Below are 17,619 nucleotides of genomic sequence, written 5' to 3'. Positions count from 1 at the left end.
CGCAAGCGACGCCCCTACAGGATCGCGGTGTAGGGGCGCCGCTGGCCGGCGCCCGAGGCGCCTACTTCAGGTGACCGGCGAGGTACGAGTCGTACGACGCCAGGTCCAGCATGCCGTGGCCGGAGAGGTTGAACAGGATGACCCGCTTCTTCCCCTCCTCGCGCGCGGCGGTGGCCTCGTCGATGGCGGCGGCCACGGCGTGCGCGGATTCCGGCGCGGGCACGATGCCCTCGGTCTGGGAGAACTGGATCGCGGCCTCGAAGATCCTGGTTTGCGGGTAGGCGACGGCGTCGACCAGGCCCAGTTTCCTCGCGTGGCTGACCGTCGGTGCCATGCCGTGGTAGCGCAGGCCGCCGGCGTGGATGCTGGGCGGGATGAAGTCGTGGCCCAGCGTGTGCATCATGAGCAGCGGGGTCATGCCGGCGGTGTCCCCGAAGTCGTAGCGCAACTCGCCCTTGGTCAGCGACGCGCAGGAGGACGGCTCGACGGCGACGACGCGATACGGTTTCTTCTGGGTGATCTTCAGGTGCAGGTACGGGAAGACCAGCCCGGCGAAGTTGCTGCCGCCGCCGACGCAGCCGATCAGGACGTCCGGCTCCTCGCCCGCCAGCGCCATCTGCTTGATGGCCTCCTGGCCGACGACGGTCTGGTGCATGCAGACGTGGTTGAGCACGCTGCCCAGCGAGTACTTCGTGTGCGGGTGGTGCACGGTGTCCTCGATGGCCTCGCTGATGGCGATGCCGAGGCTGCCCGGGCATTCCGGGTCGGCGTCGAGGATTCGGCGGCCGACCTCGGTGTGGCGGGTCGGGCTGGAGTGCACGGTCGCGCCCCAGGTGTGCATGAGCATCTTGCGGTACGGCTTCTGGTGGTAGCTGACCTTCACCATGTACACGACGCACTCGAGGCCGAAGAGCTTGCACGCGAGCGCGAGCGACGAGCCCCACTGGCCGGCGCCGGTCTCCGTGGCCAGCCGCTGGGTTCCCGCCTGCTTGTTGTAGTAGGCCTGGGCGACCGCCGTGTTGGGCTTGTGGCTGCCCGCGGGGCTGACACCTTCATACTTGTAGTAGATATGGGCCGGGGTCTGGAGCGCCTTCTCGAGGCGCACCGCGCGCAGCAGCGGGGTCGGCCGCCACAGGGCATAGATGTCGCGGACCTCGGCCGGGATCTCGACCCAGCGGTCCGGGCACATCTCCTGCATGACCAGGCTCTCCGGGAAGATCGCCAGCATGTCCTGCAGCGTCACCGGCTGCTTGGTGCCGGGATGCAGCGGCGGCGGCAGCGGCTCCGGGAAATCGGCCAGGATGTTGTACCACTGGGTCGGGATGTCCGACTGCTTCAGCGTGAAATGCGTTGTGCTCATGTCAGTTTTCTCCCTGTTTTCCTTGGAATAACGCGGCCACGGTACAAAACCGCCGCCGCGGCGTCAATGCTTCCCTCGCCGGCTCGCGGGACGCTCGCCCTCCAGGAACATGTTCATGGAGGGCGAGGCTCCGACGAGCCGCTTTATTCCGCCGCCTTGACCTGGTCCCACATCTTCGTGTACAGCGCCAGGGCCTCGCCGACGTCGCCGATGACCTCGCTCTTCGCCTTGATCTCGGGCTCCAGGAAGATGGACGGGTCTTCGCGGATCTCCTCGCTCATCAGCGGGTAGGCGGCGCTGTTCGGGCAGAGATAGCCGATGAACTCGGTGTTCTCGGCGGCCACTTCGGGCTCGTGCAGGAAGTTGATGAAGGCGTGGGCCAGCGCGACCTCCTTCGCCGCCTGCGGGATCACGAGGTCGTCGCACGAGATGGAGGTGCCCTCCCGCGGCACGGCGAAGACGATGTCCTCGTTGGTCTCCATGACCTGGAGGATGTCGCCGTTGTACCCGTGGACCAGGGTGAACTCGCCGGAGGCCAGGCCGGTCTTGTACTGCTCGTTCTCGAACTTCGCCAGGTTCTTCTTCCAGCGGATCACCACGTCGCGGGCGGCGGCCAGCTCGTACTCGTCGGTCGAGTTCAGGCTGTAGCCGAGGAACTTCAGGGCGCCGCCGAGCGTCTCGCGCATGTCGTTGAGCATGGTCATCCGGCCGCGCAGGTCGGTCCGGTCGAAGACGCCCCAGGTCGGCTCGAAATCCGGCACGCGGCTGGCCAGGTAGCCGAGCCCCGTGTTGGTGAGCATGTACGGCACGCTGTGCTTCATCTCCGGGTCCATGGCGATGCGCAGGTATTCCGCGTCGATGTTCGCCAGGTTCGGCAGGAGCGCGCGGTCGAGGTCCTGGAGCAGGCCCTGGTCCTTCAGCAGCTTGACCATGTAGCTGCTGGGGTTGAGCAGGTCGTACCCCGTGGCCCCGGCCTTCAGCTTCGCGTACATCGCCTCGTTGGAATCGAAGGTGTCGATGATGACGCGGCAGCCGTGCTCCTGCTCGAAGCGGGCGACGAGTTCCGGCTTGATGTAGTCGGCCCAGGTATAGAAGTGCAGGGCCGGCGTCTTCTCCCCGCAGCCGGACAGCAGGACGGCCCCGAGCGCGAGGGCGAGGAACAGGATGCGTGCTTTCATGCGTGGCTCTCCTTGGTTAACCGCTGGCTGCCCCATACAGCCGCGAAAGTGACGACCAGCAGGATCGCGGACAGCGCGTTGATCATGGGCATGTTCTTGCTGTGCTTGATCATGCTGTAGATGCGCACGGGCAGGGTGGTCGAGCCCGGCCCGGCGACGAAGAAGGTGATGACGAAGTCGTCGATCGAGAGGGTGAAGGCCAGCAGGCCGCCCGCGGCCAGGCCCGGGGCCAGCAGCGGCAGCAGCACGCGCCAGGTCGTCGTCCACCAGCCCGCCCCGAGGTCCTGCGCCGCCTCGATGATGGAGAAGTCGAAGTCCTGGAGCCGGGCGAGCACGACCATGGCCACGTAGCTGATGCAGAACGTCGTGTGGGCCAGGAAGATCGTGAACAGCCCCAGCTCGAGCCCCGCCGCGACGAAGAAGAGCAGCAGGCTCATGCCCATCAGGATCTCCGGCACGACCAGCGGCGTGTACACCAGGGTGTAATGGAACCGCTGCAGCTTCGTCTGGTAGCGGTGCAGCGCGAAGGCGGCGGTGGTGCCCAGGGCGACGGACGCGAAGGTCGCGCCGACGGCGATGACCAGCGTGTTGCGCAGGGCGCGCCAGACGCTCGCCTCCTTGAACAGCATCCGGTACCACTCCAGCGTCGAGCCCTCCCACGTGCCGCCGAACCGCGAGGCGTTGAAGGAGTTGATCACCAGCACCAGGATCGGCAGGTAGAAAAACACCAGCACAAAGATCGTCGTCAGCAGCGGGACCATGCTGCGTTTCACGAGACCTCCTGCATCGTCGGGGCTTCCTCGCCCTTCTTCCGCTGCAGGGCCAGGACGAGCAGCAGCGGGGCGAGCACGCCGAGGGTCAGGAAGGCCGCGAGCCCGCTGGCGTGCGGGAGGTTGCGGTCGCTGAACGTGCGCTGCGCGATCTTGTTGCCGATCATCTCCGTGGTCGGGCCGCCCACGATGTCCGGGATCACGTAGGACCCGAGCGCCGGGATGAAGACCACCAGCGTCGCCGTCAGCAGCCCGCGGCGGATGCCCGGCACGAAGACGCTGAAGAACGCCCGCAGCGGCCGCGCCCCCAGGTCGCGCGCCGCCTCGAGCAGCCGGAAGTCGAACTTCTCCGCCGCCGCGTAGATCGGCAGGATGGCGAACGGCAGGAACGTGTACACCATCACCAGCAGGATCGCCTTCTCGTTGTACAGCAGCAGCGTGTCCGGCCCGATCAGCCCGATGGCCGCCAGCGCGTGCTTGAGCGGCCCCTCCGGGTGCAGCAGCACCTTCCAGGCGAACACGCGCACCAGGAAGCTCGTCCAGAACGGCAGGATGATCAGCAGCAGGAGCATCTGGCGCCATCGCGCGGAGGCCCGCGCGATGTAGAACCCGCAGGGCACGGCGAGGACCAGGCACGCGGCCGTGGTCGCCGCGGACAGCCACACCGTTCGCCACACGATCGCCGGGTAGTTGGGGTTGAACAGGCTCTTCAGCGTCGCCAGCGTCCAGCCCTTCCCGATGCCCCCGTAGAGGTCCACGGGCTTGAAGGTGATGGCGAAGATGATCACGGTGGGCGCGACGAAGAAGACCAGCAGCCAGCCCATGGACGGCGCGGTTACCAGCGACTCGATCCACCGGGCCCGGCGCGCCGGGTTCATGGCTTCGCCGCCCCGCGGCCGCTGGGATCGCCCACCTGGTCCGGCGGCGACTCCATCAGCTTCTCGTCCGACTCGCTGTAGCGCTCCAGCATGAAGCTGTCGTCGCCGTGCCACGAGATCCAGACCTCGTCGTTCCACGTGATCGGGTTCTCGTCCAGCAGGAAGCGGCTGGCCGGGCGCCAGACCGCGATGCGGTAGTCCTGCGCGCGCACCCAGTACTTGGTCAGCGAGCCCAGGTAGATCACGTCCGCCACGCGGCCCTGGACGGCGTTGACGTGCGGCGCGGGCTCGGGTTTCTCCCGCGAGATGCGGAACTTCTCGGGCCGGATGCTCAAGTACACCAGGTCGCCGACGTTGAGCTTGTTGTCGTTGAAGCACTCGACGGACGGGAACCCCTCCACGGTCAGCCGGCTGTAGTCGCCGCCGAGCAGTTCCACCACCTGCCCCTCGAAGAAGTTCGTGTCGCCGATGAAGGCGGCCACGAAGCTGCTGCGCGGAGCCTCGTAGATCTGCGCGGGCGTGCCGACCTGCTCGATGCGGCCCTTGTCCATCACCGCGATGCGGTCGCTCAAGCTCATGGCCTCGCCCTGGTCGTGCGTGACGTACACGAACGTGATGCCGACCTCGTCGTGGATCAGGTCCAGCTCGATCAGCATCCGCTGGCGCAGCTTCAGGTCCAGCGCGGCGAGCGGCTCGTCCAGCAGCAGCACCTGGGGCTTGTTGATCAGCGCGCGCGCGATGGCGACGCGCTGCTTCTGCCCGCCGCTCAACAGGTCGGGCCGCTTGTGCGCCTGGTCCGCGAGCTGGACGAGGTGGAGCATCTTGTCCACCTCCTCCCGGATCTGCGCGCGGGGCCAGCCGGCGATCTGCGGGCCGAACGCGATGTTCTGGGCGACGGTCAGGTGCGGGAAGAGGGCGTAGCTCTGGAAGATGGTGTTGACCTTGCGCTCGTTCGGCGCGAGCTGGGTGACGTCCCGGCCGTTGAGCAGCACGCGCCCGCTGTCCGGGCCCTCGAAGCCCGCGAGGATCCGCAGGAGGGTGGTCTTGCCGCAGCCGCTCGGGCCGAGCAGGGAAAAAAACTCGCCCCGCCGGATGGTCAGCGAAACGTCCGCGACCGCCCGGACCTTGCCGAAACTTTTCGAGACGTTTTCGAAAACCAGAAAGTCGTCCACCGCCCGATCCGTGCCTCCCCGGCGCAGCCCCGCGACGACGGGACGAAGCCGGGCTTTACCCCGGCGCAGTTCCGATGCCGCATCGGGACGAAGCCGGGTCCGCGTTTACCCGTTGCCGCCCATTATGAGCGATCGCGGGGCGGATACAAGCGCAACAACAAGAAAATTCGAAATCCGAATGTCGAAATCCGAAACAAATCCGAAGGCGGAGCATTTCAGAAAGAACGGAACCCGGGCGTTCCGTTTCCCGCTTTTCGAATTTCGGATTTACGCGCCGGGGTGTCGGGCGGTCTCTCCCGGCGCTTTTTCCGCCGCTTGCGCCTGCTCGATCCGGCGATCGATGGAGGGATGGCTGTAGAGCAGAAACTCCAGCCAGGCGGCCGGCCGGCGCACGGCCAGGTTCTGGGCCGCGAGCTTGTTCAGCGCCGAGACCAGCGGCCCGGCCGACCCCGTGGCGCGCACGGCGTACGCGTCCGCGGCGAGCTCCCGGCGGCGCGAGTAGGCGTTGGAGAACGGCATGGCGATCAGCGAGAAGAGGAAGAGGCAGACGATCATCAGGGGAAAGGAGGCGATGTCCGCCGGCCCGGCGAAGCCGAACCCCGCGACCAGGCCCTTCAGGGCGGCCTGCGCGGCGAAGAAGCCCAGCGCGGCCAGGATCGTTCCCGCCGCGATCAGCCGGGCGATGTCCCGGTGGCGGTAATGGCCCAGCTCGTGGGCCAGGATGGACAGGATCTCGTCCCGCGAGTATCCCTTCAGCAGCGTGTCGCCCAGCAGGATGCGGCGCGTACGGCCGAGCCCGGCGAGCGCGGCGTTGGCCGTCTCGGTCTTTTCCTCCAGCCCCCAGCGGAACACCCCGAGCACCCGCACCCCCGCCTGCCGCGCCTGGGCCTCCGCCGCGGCGACCAGCTCGGGCTGGTCGAGCGGCTCGATCCGGTGAAACAGCGGGAGGATCAGGACCGGCGCCAGGGACGAGAGCACCACGGCGAAGAACACGTAGAACACCGTCGCCCAGACCCACCACGAGCCGGGCAGCCACCGGAGCAGCGCGTACAGGACGCTGAAGAAGACCACGCCGAGCAGCAACTCCAACCCCAGTGTTTTGAGATAGTCCAGGAACCAGCCCTCGGGCGACTGGTGCGACAGGCCGTAGCGACGCTCGATCACGTAATCGCTGAAGTAGCTCAAGGGAAACATGAGGGCCGAGAAGCCGAAGAGGGTGATCAGCGTGTAGAGCCCGTTGACGAGCGGCCACCAGCCCCCGAACCGCGCGTGCAGGCCGGCCGCCAGCGCCGCCGAGGCGCCGGTCAGGAGGTAGGCCCAGACCAGGCCGAGGGTCAGCGCCGCGCGCAGCAGGAAGAGGCGGTTGTGCAGGGACTCGTACCGGCGCGCCCGGAGATCGTCGTCCGGGGCCGGCGCCGGGGCTGGGGTATCGCTCATCGCCGGGCCCCCTACAGGTTCTCGGCCAGGCCCAGGATCGTCAGCAGGCGGTCCAGCTCTTCGTTCGTGTAGAACTCGATCGCGATGCAGCCCTTGGCCTTGCGTCCGTTGGCCAGGGTCCGGCAGGGGGTGACGTGGACCGACGTGCCGAGGTGCTGGTGCAGCCGGTCCGTCAGCGACTGGAGATAGCTCTCGGGCAGGTCGGACCGCACGGCGCGCGGCTTGCGCGGCATCTTGCGCAGCCGTTCCACCAGCTTCTCCAGGGCCCGGACCGACAGGCCCTCCTTGAGCGCGCGGGCGGCCAGCAGCTCCTGCTCGCGGGGGATCTCAAGCCCCAGCAGCACCTTCGCGTGGCCGCCGGACAACGCGCCCTCGGCGACCTTCTGCTTCACGGCGTCCGGCAGGTCCAGCAGCCGCAGGGCATTCGCCACCGTCGCGCGCGCCTTGCCGACGCGCTGCGCGATCTGCTCCTGCGTCATCTCGAACTTCTCGACGAGCGTCCGGTAGCCCTCGGCCTCCTCGATGAGGTTCAGGTCCTCGCGCTGCAGGTTCTCGATCAGGGCCAGCTCCAGCGCCTCGCGGTCGGAGACCTCCATGACCCGCGCCGGCACCTCGCGCAGTTCGGCGGCCTGCGCCGCGCGCAGGCGGCGCTCGCCGGCGATCAGCTCATAGTGGTCCTCGACGCGCCGGACCAGCAGCGGCTGCAGCACGCCGTGCTCGCGGATCGAGTGGGCCAGATCCTCGATCGCCTCCGCCTTCATCTCGCGGCGCGGCTGCCAGGGGCTTTTATGAACCTGGTCGATCGGCAGCCTGACGATGCCGCGCTCCTCGCCGGGCGCCGGGGCGGCCGGTTCCGGCGCGGCCGGGGTATCCTTGATGAGGGCGCTCAAGCCGCGCCCGAGGCCTATGTGCTTGGCTGCCATGTTGCGGATAGCCTGTCCGCGCCGCCCTGAAAAATCAACTCTTTCCTTCCGCCGGACCGTCGGGCCGCGCGTCGTCCGGTTCGCCGCGTCGCCCGGCGGGCGAGATCACGAGGACGAGTTCGCCTTTCACGGAGCGCCCGGCGAAGGCGGCCCGCAGGTCCGACGGGGTGCCGACCCGGCTTTCCTCGAACTGCTTCGTCAGCTCGCGGCCGAGGAACACCGGCCGCGGGCCCATGACGGCCTCGATTTCCTCCAGGGTGCGCAGGAGGCGGAAGGGCGACTCGAACAGGACCACCGGCTCCTCCCGCGCGGCCAGTTCCTCGAGGCGCCGCCGGCGCGCGCCCTCCTTCCGCGGCAGGAACCCCGCGAAGGAAAAGGCCGCGCCGCCCATGCCGCTCAAGGCCACGGCGGCCGTCACGGCCGACGGGCCGGGCAGGCAGGTGACCGGCAGGCCCGCGGCGCGGCACGCGGCCACGACCCGGCTGCCGGGATCGGAGACGCCCGGCATGCCGGAGTCGGTCACGAGCGCCACGACCGCGCCCGCCCGGACGCGGTCGAGGATCGCCTGCGCCCGCGAGGCCTCGTTGAAGCGGTGGCAACTGAAGAGGCGGGCGGGGATCTCGTGGCGTTCCAGCAGGATCCGCGTGTGTCGCGTATCCTCGGCGACCACGACCTCCGCCTGCCGCAGGACGTCCAGCGCGCGCAGCGTGATGTCCTGCAGGTGGCCGATCGGCGTGCCGACGATGTACAGGCCGGGCTCCATGCGGGCCAGTGTAGGGCGGCGCGGGGCCGTGGCAACAGCAAAACGGCCGCCTCACCAGAAGGGCGAGTCGCCGAACACGGTTTCCACCTGGAAGGTCAAGCCGGGGGTGACGTCGAAATCCTGGTCGCGCGGCAGCTCCACGAACGGGCCGACCTGGATGAACAGCCAGTCCCGCGACACGCGCCGCCGGTACTTGAGCGAGAGCCGGCTTTTTTCCAGCGAGGCCCGGGGATCCGTGAAGCCCTCGGTCAGCCACTCCAGCCCCGCGGCGCGGCGGAGGGAGAAATAGTGCCAGGTCGAGAAGGTTTGCGCCCAGTCCACCCCGCGGCTCCGTTCCGACCACGTGGCGGCGGTTGTGGACCGCGCAAAGGTCTTCGGCGCGATCTTGGATTCCATCTCGAAGCGGGACGTCTCGCCCCACCCGCGCCGCGGGCTCCAGTAGAGATACTGGACCACACGGCTGGCGACGGGATCGTCGGTGAGCTGGTAGCGCCAGCGCAGCCGCAGGTAGGGATCCACCTCGGGATCGAAGCGCAAGCCCAGGTCCGCGCTCAAGCGCGCCCGCTTTTCCTCCTCGATCACGTACCGCAGGGCGGCCTGCTGCACGTCCTCGTCGGCGGCGAACTGCCCGGGCACGCCGTACTGGGCGGCGTCCTCGTCGCGGAACGCCGACAGCACCAGCCCCAACCGCCGGCTGAATCGGGGAAGCCGGAGCTTGGCATGCACGCGAAGCTTCAAGTCCGGGGTGTCGCCCTCGCGGAACTCGACCATCGGGATCAGCCGCACCCGGTTACCCAGCCGCTCTTCCTCCACGGGGAAGTTCCCGAAGAAGGAGTCGACCCACCGGCTTAATCGAGCGACGTTGCCGCTAAGGCTCTCGTGCACGTGGTCGGCCAGCGTGTGATTGGTCGGGGGGGGCTGCGCGAACGCGGCGCCGGCCCACAGGAAGAGCAAAAGAACCCGCGTCTTCATGGGACTTCCCGCGCGGCGGCCGGACTCCGACCCGGGCCGGGACTAAAACACGATCTTGCCGCCGAGGCGGATGAAGAGGCTCGTGAACTCGTTGTCGCGGAGGGGCCCCGTCGGCGTGTCGATCGCGCCGCGCTCGATGTCCTGCTGGTAGCCCACGCCCCCGAAGATCAGGGCCTGCTTGCTGATGTAGTAGTCCGCCTCGAGGGCCAGCAGGCCGATCACGCTGTCATCCACCTCGAGGCTGGACGGCACCTTCCCCTCCTCCGTTTCCACGATGCGGTTGAAGGTGATGTCGCTGTCCGTGACGAGGTAGCGCAGGCCGGCCTCGAGGATGAGGCTGAAATTCTGCGACCCGTACAGATAGAGCAGCCCCGAGACGCCGAGGGGAATCGTCGTGACCGAGCCGTCGAAGTCCGTGTGGATGCGGCCCAGCTTGTAGCAATCCTCGTTCGCCTCCCACTGGACGTAGCCCACCGAGAACGCCACGCCGAAGGGGTCCAGGGCCCAGTTTCGATACTGGATTTCCGCGCCGAAGCCGATGTCGTAGAGATCGAAATCACCGGTGCCCGGGAACTGGATCACCAGCCCGCCCTCGACCTCGTTTGCCCAGGTTTCCGCGTCCCCTTGGGCGGCTTGAGCCGTACCGCAGGCCAGGGCCGCGATCGCCAGGAAGGTACCCAACTTTTTCATGTGCTGCCTTTCCTTTCGGTGGATATCGACGGGCTCACTGTATTCCTTTTTCGCGGGCAAACAACAGTTTTTTCGGCCGCCGCGCCGTCAGGGAAGCAGCCGGCCCAGCGCCGCCGCGTCGAGCCGCCCATACCCCAGCCGCGGATCCTGTGCGCCCCCGGCGCCGGGCGCCACCGCCTGCCGGAGGGCCGCGACCGTCTGCCGGGCCGTCGCCCCGGGATGCCGCGCCCGGTACAGGGCCAGGCTCCGCGCGACATAGACGCTGGCGATGGAGGTCCCCGCGTAGCCGCCCGGCGGGCCGCGATACCCGACGGGCAGGCTGGCCGTGCCCGGCGCGGAGACGGACACGAAGCGGCCGAAGTTGGACATGTCCCAAGGCTCGCCCGACGCGTCCAGGGCCGAGACCGCCACCACGCCGGGAAGGGCGGCCGGGTAGACGGGCTTTCCGGTCGGCTCGTTGCCGGCCGAGGCCACCACCACGATCTCCCGGGACTGGGCCCACGCGATGGCCGAGGCCAGGAACCGGCTGTCGACCGGCGTGCCCCAACTCATGTTCAGCACGCGGGCGCCGTTCGTCGCGGCATAGACCATGCTGTTCATCAGGGAGAAGGCGGAGGCGTAACCGTGGTCGTCGAAGGCCCGGATCGCGAGAACGGGAACGCCGTCCGCGGATTCCGCCGCGCCGGCCGGGAGGACGGCGCCGGAGGCGATCAGGGCCATCTGCGTGCCGTGCCCCTGCCGGTCGTCCACCGCCCGGTCCGGGTTCAGCGCGTCGTAGCGCCCGGCGACCAGCGCGGACAGCCCGGACTCCTTCAGGAGCCCCGTGTCCAGGATCGCGACGGGCGCCGCGTCCACCGGGACCGAACCCCTTGCGGCCGGCGCAGCGGCGGCGCCGGCCGCGGAAGCGGAGACCGCCGGCGGGGGAAGGGCGACGGCATGGTGAGGTTCCGCGGCCTTGACGAGCGGGTGGCGGCCCAGGTGCTCCACCAGGGAGGTAATGTTGGAGCCGGGCGGGAACCGGACGCGGTAAATCCCGAGTTCGGAGATGCCGCCGAGCAGAACGCCGCCGTACGGCGCCAGCAGGCGCTCGACCTCCTCGCGCCGGCTGCCCGGCTGGAAGGCCAGCAGGATTTCGTCCCGCACCAGCAGGTTCCCGTCCGCGTCCCGCGCGACGTCCAGGTTGTCCGACTGGCCCGGCAGAAGCTGCGCCTGTTCGCGCCGGCCCGGCTGGAACACCTGGATTTCCGCGAGCCGGGGCCAGGGCCCGAGCGGGCCCTGGACGACGTCCCAGGTCAGGACATAACCGAGCGGCTCCAGCATCCGCGCGAGCGCGGCCTGCGCGTTTTCGCCGCGGACATCCGCCGTGACGCGGGTCGTGACGGCCGGGTCCATCCGGACCCGCACGCCGGCTTGCGCGAACGGCTGGAGCGCCTCGGCCAGCGGCAGGTTTTCGGCCTGGAACCAGAGCTGCTCCCCCAGCAGCCGGAACTCCGCCGCAACGGCGGCGCCCGGCGCCAGCCCGCCCAGCGCGATGAGCAATCGGAGGGTTCGCGGTGTCATATGAACCAACGTAACAGAAAGAGGCGGGGCTTCAAGCGGCGCGCTCCATTGACGCCGCCGGGGGAGCCGCCTACAATGATCTTGTGAAGAAGGTGGTGACCACAGTGCTGGCGCTGCTGTCGGTCGCGGCGGTCGCGGCCGAAGAGGAGGCGGCGCCGCGCCGGAAGCCGGCCGGGCGCGAGTACTCGGACCGGGTGCAGATGCACGACGTCACCGTCTCGGCCACGCCGGTGGTCCCGGAAGAGCCGCGGGTAACGGCCCCCGAGAGCCTGGGCTCGGACTCCGCGTTCATGCCCGGGCTTTTCGTCACGACCGAGATGCTCCTGACCCTGCCGCCCCCGGCGCCGTCGTCTTCCAGGCGCGCCAAGCGTGACCAGAACTGGCTGCTCCCGTCGGCCCTGAACGTGAAGACGGAAAGCGACAAGGCCCTGGAGGAGGAGCGCCGGGAGTCCGGATGGGGCTGGCTGGCCGACGACGTCAGCGAGCGGCGCAAGACCGGCGACGAGGAGGCCGCCCCGGACGAGGCCGCCGCGCAGGACGACGATTTCCGGGACGGCGGGCGGGTTCCCGGAGCCACGGGCATGATGATGGACCCGCCGGAGGACCGCCGCCTCGCGGCGAGCGTGTACGAGGAGGTGGGCGTGCGCGACGCGCAGGAACTGGCCCGGGTCGACGGCCGGGCGGATCCGCGCGCGTTGCGGGAAGACGACGGGGGCCTGCTGCGCACGCGGGTCAGCGCCCTGGAAAATCCCGAAGACCGCGACCTGGAGGTCTCCGAGCGAGACCCGGCCGACGCTTGGAAGGGGAGAGACCGGTCGGAACGCTCGCTCATGCCGAGAACCGAAGCCTTGTTTGCCCCGGCCGTCGAGCGGGAGCGGGTCGCGGTGCGCAGCCAGTCCTCGCGCGCGGAGCCGCCCGCGCCGGGATCGCTTCTCGTGCCGGGCGAGGCCGCCATGGCAAAGCCAGCGGCCTCCGTCTACGAGTGGGGCGGGGCCCAGCCCCGGGCCGCCGCGCCGTCGGGCTCCGCGCTGCCCGGCATAACCCCCGCCTCGAGCCTCGGCAAGGCGGGGAGCCTGTTCGGCGCGACCCCGATTGCCCCCCCTTCGTTTGGCGGGTCGCCCATGCCGTCCTATGCCACGCCGGGATTCCAGGCCGGGAAGCCGGCCGACATGCTGCGCCCGTGGGGCTCGACGCTGCCCACCGCCTCGACCCCGTGGCAGCAACCCGCGACCGGGTCGAAATAGCGCGGATCAGCCGCGCAGGAAGTCCACGGCGTTTCGGAACAGCTTCAAGCCATCACCCCCGGAGACGCCTCGAGTCCACGCGGGATGATTCTCGCGGTAGAGGTTGGCCTCCGGGTGCGGCATGAGTCCGAACACCCGGCCGGTGGGATCGCAGAGCCCCGCGATGGCGTTCAGCGAGCCGTTGGGATTGTGCGGGAAGCTCGCGGCCGGTTCGCCGGTCGCCGGGTCCACGTACCGGCAGGCGGCCAAGCGTTGGGCCTCGATCCGTTTCAGGGCGTCCGGCGGCGCGAAGAACTTTCCCTCGCCGTGCCGGATCGGCAGATCCATGAACTCCAGCCCGCGCGTGAACACGCAGGGCGAGGCCGGCTCGAACCGCACCCGCACCCAGAAGTTCTGGAACGCGCCGCCTTCGTTCGGCAGCAGCGCCGCGCGCGGCGTGAAAGTGTCATCGTCCAGCCCCGGCAGCAGCCCGAGCTTCACGAGGATCTGGAAGCCGTTGCAGACGCCGAGCACCAGCTTGCCCGCGCCGGCGAATTTTTCCAGGTCCTCGCGCAGCCGGTGCCGCGCGCGCAGCGCCATCACGTGGCCGGAGCCCATGTGGTCGCCGTAGGAAAACCCGCCGATGAACATCAGCCCCGCGTGGTCGTGCAGGCGGCGGGGCTCGGCGAGAACGTCGTTGAAATGGGCGAGCGTCACCCGAGCGCCGGCCCGCTCCCAGGCATAGGCCGACTCGGCCTCGCAGTTGAGCCCGTGCCCCGTCAGGATGAGAATGGAGGGGTCAGAAGCCATCCAGCGTTTCCTTGAAAGCGCCTCGAATCTTCTCGACGGATACATCCGCCTTGCGCCGGCCGCCGATGCGCAGTTGCACCCGCGGCTCCGCGATCACCGTCCCGATCCGCGCGCACGGCAGCCCCGCGAACCGCGATTCCAGCTCCGCCGCCCGGTCCGGCGCGCAGGTGACCACGAACCGGCTGTTCGATTCCGAGAAGAGCAGCGCGTCGTCGTCCAGCTCCCGCGCCCCGGGCGCGGCCGCGAGGTCGGCGTCCGCGCCGAGGTCCCCGCCCATCGCGGCCAGCGCCAGCGCGACGGCCAGCCCCCCGAGGGTTGGCGTATGCGAAGAGCGCAGCCGCCCCGCCCGGGTCGCCTCGCCCATCGCCCGGTAAAGCCGCCCGGCAAGGTCCGCGTCCAGCGCCGGCGGCGTCCCGCCGCACGCGCCGGCCCGGCCTTGCCGCGCGGCGAGCCAACGATGGTATTCCGACGCGCCCAGCTCGTCCCGCGTCAGGCCGATCGCGTAGATGAAGTCGCCGGCCTGCTTGAAGTCCGGCGTCACGGCGCGGCGCACGTCGTCGAGGACGCCGATCGTGGAAAAGAGCAGCGTCGGCGGGATCGAGATCTTTTTCCCGCCGCGCACGGAATCGTTTTTCATGCTGTCCTTGCCCGAGATGCAGGGCACGCCGTACGCCGTGGTCACGTCGTACAGCGCGCGGTTCGCGCGGACGAGCTGGGCGAGCTTGTACGGGCCGTCGGGCGTTTTTTCGGAGAGCACGGGGTCGGGCCAGCAGAAGTTGTCCAGGCCCGCGATCCGGTCGAGCGAGCCGCCCGCGCTGATGATCCGCCGGACCGCTTCGTCCACGACCGAGGCGGCCATGGCGTAGGCGTCGAGGTCGGAGAAGAAGGGATTGATGCCGTCGGCGAGGACGATGCCCTCGTCGCGGCCGTGCTCGACGCGCATGACCGTCGCGTCGGCCGGCATATCCGCGCGCGCGCCGACGAACGGCTTGACCACGCTCAAGCCCTTGACCTCGGCGTCGTACCGGCGCGACTTGAACTCCTTCGAGCACACGTTCAGCGAGCGCAGGAGGTCCAGCAGGACGCCGGTCCGCGCTCCGGCCCGCGGGCGCGCGGGGCCCGGGAACGTGGGCGGCGTCCATCGGGCCTCGAGCGTCATCCGCGGGCCGCCGTCGTGCAGGAAATCGAGGCCGATCCGGCCGACCACCTTCTCCCCGTGGCGGACTACAAGCGCGCCGCCGTCGGTGAATCGGCCCAGCGCGGTGATTTCCACGTCGCGCCGCTTCGCCAGGGCCCGCAGGGCGTCGAGGTGTTCCGGCGGGACCGCGAGGGTCATGCGCTCCTGCGCCTCGGAGAGCAGGATTTCCCAGGGTTGCAAGCCCTCGTACTTCAGCGGCGCGAGCGCGAGGTCCAGGTCCGCGCCGCCGCTCAACCGGCTCATCTCGCCGACGGACGAGCTCAAGCCGCCCGCGCCGTTGTCGGTGATCGCGCGGTACAGCCCCGCGTCGCGGGCCTCGACGAGGAACTCGTACATCCGCCGCTGCGTGATCGGGTCGCCGATCTGCACGGCCTGCGCGGGCGACTCCTTGCGCAGTTCCTCGGACGAGAACGTCGCGCCGTGGATGCCGTCCTTGCCGATGCGCCCGCCGCACATGACGATCAGATCGCCGGGAGCGACTTCTTTACGCTCCGAAGGGCGCCCCTGCAGCGCGCACGGGATGCGGCCGACCGTCCCGCAGAAGACGAGCGGCTTGCCGAGGAACCGTTCGTCGAACCGTTCGAAGCCGCGCATCCAGGGCACGCCGCTCTGGTTGCCGCCGTCGATCACACCCTGGTGCACCCCGTCGCGAATGCGGCGCGGGGGCATGAGCCCCTCCGGCACGGGGCCGGCGTGGAAGGGCGAGGCGAAGCAGTAGCCCCATGTGTTGCAGAGCAGTTCGCAGCCCATGCCGGTGCCCATCGGGTCACGGTTGACGCCGACGATACCCGTGATCGCGCCGCCGTACGGGTCCAGCGCCGACGGCGTGTTGTGCGTCTCGACCTTGACCGCGAGGTGGAACCGCTCGTTGAACCGGATGATCCCCGCGTTGTCCGTGAAGACCGAGACCAGCCAGCTCCGCTCCCGCGCGATCCGTTCCGTCGCGCCCCGAATGTAAGTTTTGAACAAGGAATCTATCCATTCTTCGCGCCCGGTTTCATCCGTGTAGCGAATGCGCGCGGAGAAGATCTTGTGTTTGCAGTGTTCGGACCAGGTCTGGGCAAGGCATTCCACCTCGACGTCCGTTGGCGCGGCGGGCAGGCCTAGGGCGTCCCGCGCAGACCGGACGTCGGGCCGGGCGAAGTAGTCGCGGATCGCCTGCATCTCGCCGAGATCGAGGGACAGGACGCCGTCCCGGCTGATGCGGAGCAACTCGTCGTCCGGGCCGCCGAGGTCGACCGGGCGGGCCTGCGGCTCGACGGTCTCGCGGACGACGGGGGGCTCGGTGTCGGGGCTCGAGGCGGCCCATTCGGCGGGCGAGAAAACGCGGCAGGTCTGGATCAGCTCGTTCGCCAGCAGGTCGCGGCCGATCCGCTCGGCGTCGCCGCGCGCGAGCTTCGGTCCGCGCAGGAAGTACTGGGTGGCGGTGTAGACGCCTTCGCGCGGCCCGGGCTCGCGGTCGAGGACGTCGGCGATCGCCTCGCGGGCCGTGTGTCCGAGGTTGTCGGTCACGCCGGGCCGGAACCCGACCTCGATCAGCCAGTCGAACCGCGGAGGGGGGAGGCGGCCGGCGGCGGCGCGGGCGGTGACGGGATCGGCGAAGGCCCGGCGGACGCGGCCGATCCCGGCCGGCGAGAGGGGCATGTCCACGAGGTAGACGTCGCGGGTCCGGCAGGACGAAACAGGCGCGCGCAGGAATCGTCGCGCCCGGGCGGCGGCATCACGGCCGCGGGCATCCGGGATGCGCGGATTCAGGGAAACCTCGAGTCGGATCGCCATGACCCCTCGCCTTGTACCCGCGCGGCGGGGGATAGGCAAGCCCGCGGACGGCGCCGGGGTCGGTCAGTCGGATTCGTCGGAGCCCTTGACCTGCTCCCGGCGCTGGATGGCGTCGAGGAAGATATCCGCGCTCTCGACGGAATCGAAAATCCCCGTGCGCGGCAGGATGTCGGCGACCTCGAAGACCTGGGCGACGGCCGGCTGGAGATGCGCCAGCACCAGGTGCCCCTTGCGCGCCGCCAGTTGCTTCCGGATCTCCAGCACGATCCGCAGGCCCATGCTGCTGATGTATTCCAGCCCGGCGGCGTCCAGGACGATCGTGCGGACGTTTTCCTGGAGCAGCGGCATGAGCTTCTTCTCGCAGGCCGGCGCGGTCGCGGAATCCAGGCGGCCCTCGAGCCGCACCAGGTATCCGCCCTGGCGGCGTTTCTCGACGATGGTTTTCAGCGGCATAATCGTCCCTCGTTTACCGCGCCATCCTACGCCCCCGGGCCGGCGGCATCAACCCGCTTGTACGGGCGGCGGGGGCGCGGCTTCCTCTTCCATCTTTGCGCGGTGCCGGTCCTGGCGGCGGTCGGTCTGGCCCACCAGGATGTAGAGCAGGGGAATGAAGTAGAGCGAAAGCAGGCTGGACACCACCATGCCGCCGACCGAACCGATGCCGATGCTCGCGCGAATCTCGCTGCCCAGGCCGGATCCCAGCGCCATGGGCAGCATGCCCAGCACGGCGGCGATCGAGGTCATGCAGATCGGCCGGAACTTGTCGACCGCGGCCTTGAGCATGGCCTCCCGCTTGTGCAGGCCCTGTTCGCGGCGCAGGACGTTGACCTCGTCCATCATCAGGATCGCGTTGTTCACCACGACGCCGATCAGCATAACGCCGCCCAGCAGGCCGAGGATGGACAG

The 17,619-nt window shown here is 69.4% G+C and carries 16 protein-coding genes; 1 reads left to right on the top strand and 15 read right to left on the bottom strand.

The genetic code is table 11. The features are described from left to right. Positions 1 to 61: 61 nt before the first annotated feature. The 11 genes from KA248_08210 to KA248_08160 form a co-directional block, all read right to left on the bottom strand. Entirely contained in the window at positions 62 to 1,360 is a 1,299-nt protein-coding gene (locus KA248_08210) for a TrpB-like pyridoxal phosphate-dependent enzyme (GenBank protein MBP7829885.1), read from the bottom strand. A gap of 143 nt (positions 1,361 to 1,503) precedes the next feature. Further along, on the bottom strand, positions 1,504 to 2,538 hold the full coding sequence (locus KA248_08205; protein ID MBP7829884.1) for a spermidine/putrescine ABC transporter substrate-binding protein: 1,035 nt from the start codon (positions 2,536 to 2,538) through the stop codon (positions 1,504 to 1,506). Beyond that, positions 2,535 to 3,311 carry an ABC transporter permease gene (locus KA248_08200; GenBank protein ID MBP7829883.1) on the bottom strand — a complete coding sequence of 259 codons (777 nt, stop codon included), beginning with the start codon at positions 3,309 to 3,311 and terminating at the stop codon, positions 2,535 to 2,537. Before KA248_08200 ends, KA248_08205 begins: the two co-directional genes overlap by 4 nt. Continuing rightward, positions 3,308 to 4,186 (bottom strand): ABC transporter permease, encoded by an 879-nt coding sequence (locus tag KA248_08195; GenBank protein MBP7829882.1) that lies wholly within the window; start codon positions 4,184 to 4,186, stop codon positions 3,308 to 3,310. The genes KA248_08200 and KA248_08195 overlap by 4 nt, the downstream gene beginning before the upstream one ends. Beyond that, a complete protein-coding gene (locus tag KA248_08190; GenBank protein MBP7829881.1) occupies positions 4,183 to 5,358 on the bottom strand; it encodes an ABC transporter ATP-binding protein in 1,176 nt (391 codons plus the stop codon). Before KA248_08190 ends, KA248_08195 begins: the two co-directional genes overlap by 4 nt. Positions 5,359 to 5,625: 267 nt before the next feature. After that, positions 5,626 to 6,795, bottom strand: a complete 1,170-nt coding sequence (locus tag KA248_08185) for a M48 family metalloprotease (protein ID MBP7829880.1) — start codon at positions 6,793 to 6,795, stop codon at positions 5,626 to 5,628. An 11-nt stretch (positions 6,796 to 6,806) separates the two neighbouring features. Beyond that, positions 6,807 to 7,718 (bottom strand): ParB/RepB/Spo0J family partition protein, encoded by a 912-nt coding sequence (locus KA248_08180; protein ID MBP7829879.1) that lies wholly within the window; start codon positions 7,716 to 7,718, stop codon positions 6,807 to 6,809. A 34-nt stretch (positions 7,719 to 7,752) separates the two neighbouring features. After that, positions 7,753 to 8,481: a 16S rRNA (cytidine(1402)-2'-O)-methyltransferase gene (gene rsmI / locus KA248_08175; GenBank protein ID MBP7829878.1), complete on the bottom strand. Its 729-nt coding sequence runs from the start codon at positions 8,479 to 8,481 to the stop codon at positions 7,753 to 7,755. Positions 8,482 to 8,532: 51 nt separating this feature from the next. After that, the gene (locus tag KA248_08170; GenBank protein MBP7829877.1) at positions 8,533 to 9,453 is read right to left on the bottom strand and encodes a hypothetical protein; all 921 of its coding nucleotides are present in this window, start codon (positions 9,451 to 9,453) and stop codon (positions 8,533 to 8,535) included. Between the two features lie 42 nt (positions 9,454 to 9,495). Beyond that, complete coding sequence (locus KA248_08165) at positions 9,496 to 10,143, bottom strand: hypothetical protein (protein MBP7829876.1); 648 nt, start codon at positions 10,141 to 10,143, stop codon at positions 9,496 to 9,498. 87 nt (positions 10,144 to 10,230) lie between these two features. Beyond that, positions 10,231 to 11,703, bottom strand: coding sequence for a S8 family serine peptidase (locus KA248_08160; GenBank protein ID MBP7829875.1), 1,473 nt, complete (start codon positions 11,701 to 11,703; stop codon positions 10,231 to 10,233). A gap of 83 nt (positions 11,704 to 11,786) precedes the next feature. Here KA248_08160 and KA248_08155 point away from each other — a divergent pair, with 83 nt between their 5' ends. Further along, positions 11,787 to 12,947: a hypothetical protein gene (locus KA248_08155; protein ID MBP7829874.1), complete on the top strand. Its 1,161-nt coding sequence runs from the start codon at positions 11,787 to 11,789 to the stop codon at positions 12,945 to 12,947. A gap of 6 nt (positions 12,948 to 12,953) precedes the next feature. Here KA248_08155 and KA248_08150 read toward each other — a convergent pair whose 3' ends face one another. The 4 genes from KA248_08150 to KA248_08135 form a co-directional block, all read right to left on the bottom strand. Further along, positions 12,954 to 13,736, bottom strand: coding sequence for a phosphoribosylformylglycinamidine synthase subunit PurQ (locus KA248_08150; protein ID MBP7829873.1), 783 nt, complete (start codon positions 13,734 to 13,736; stop codon positions 12,954 to 12,956). Continuing rightward, positions 13,726 to 16,713, bottom strand: a complete 2,988-nt coding sequence (locus KA248_08145; protein MBP7829872.1) for a phosphoribosylformylglycinamidine synthase — start codon at positions 16,711 to 16,713, stop codon at positions 13,726 to 13,728. The genes KA248_08150 and KA248_08145 overlap by 11 nt, the downstream gene beginning before the upstream one ends. A gap of 63 nt (positions 16,714 to 16,776) precedes the next feature. Next, entirely contained in the window at positions 16,777 to 17,166 is a 390-nt protein-coding gene (locus KA248_08140) for an STAS domain-containing protein (GenBank protein ID MBP7829871.1), read from the bottom strand. A gap of 48 nt (positions 17,167 to 17,214) precedes the next feature. After that, a partial coding sequence (locus KA248_08135; protein ID MBP7829870.1) for an efflux RND transporter permease subunit occupies positions 17,215 to 17,619 on the bottom strand: 405 nt, incomplete at its 5' end.

The sequence above is a fragment of the Kiritimatiellia bacterium genome, assembly GCA_018001225.1.
In the GTDB taxonomy this organism is placed as follows: Bacteria; Verrucomicrobiota; Kiritimatiellia; order CAIQIC01; family JAGNIJ01; genus JAGNIJ01.
The sequence above is the reverse complement of the archived record's forward strand: the minus strand, read 5'-3'. Positions and strand labels throughout refer to the sequence as shown.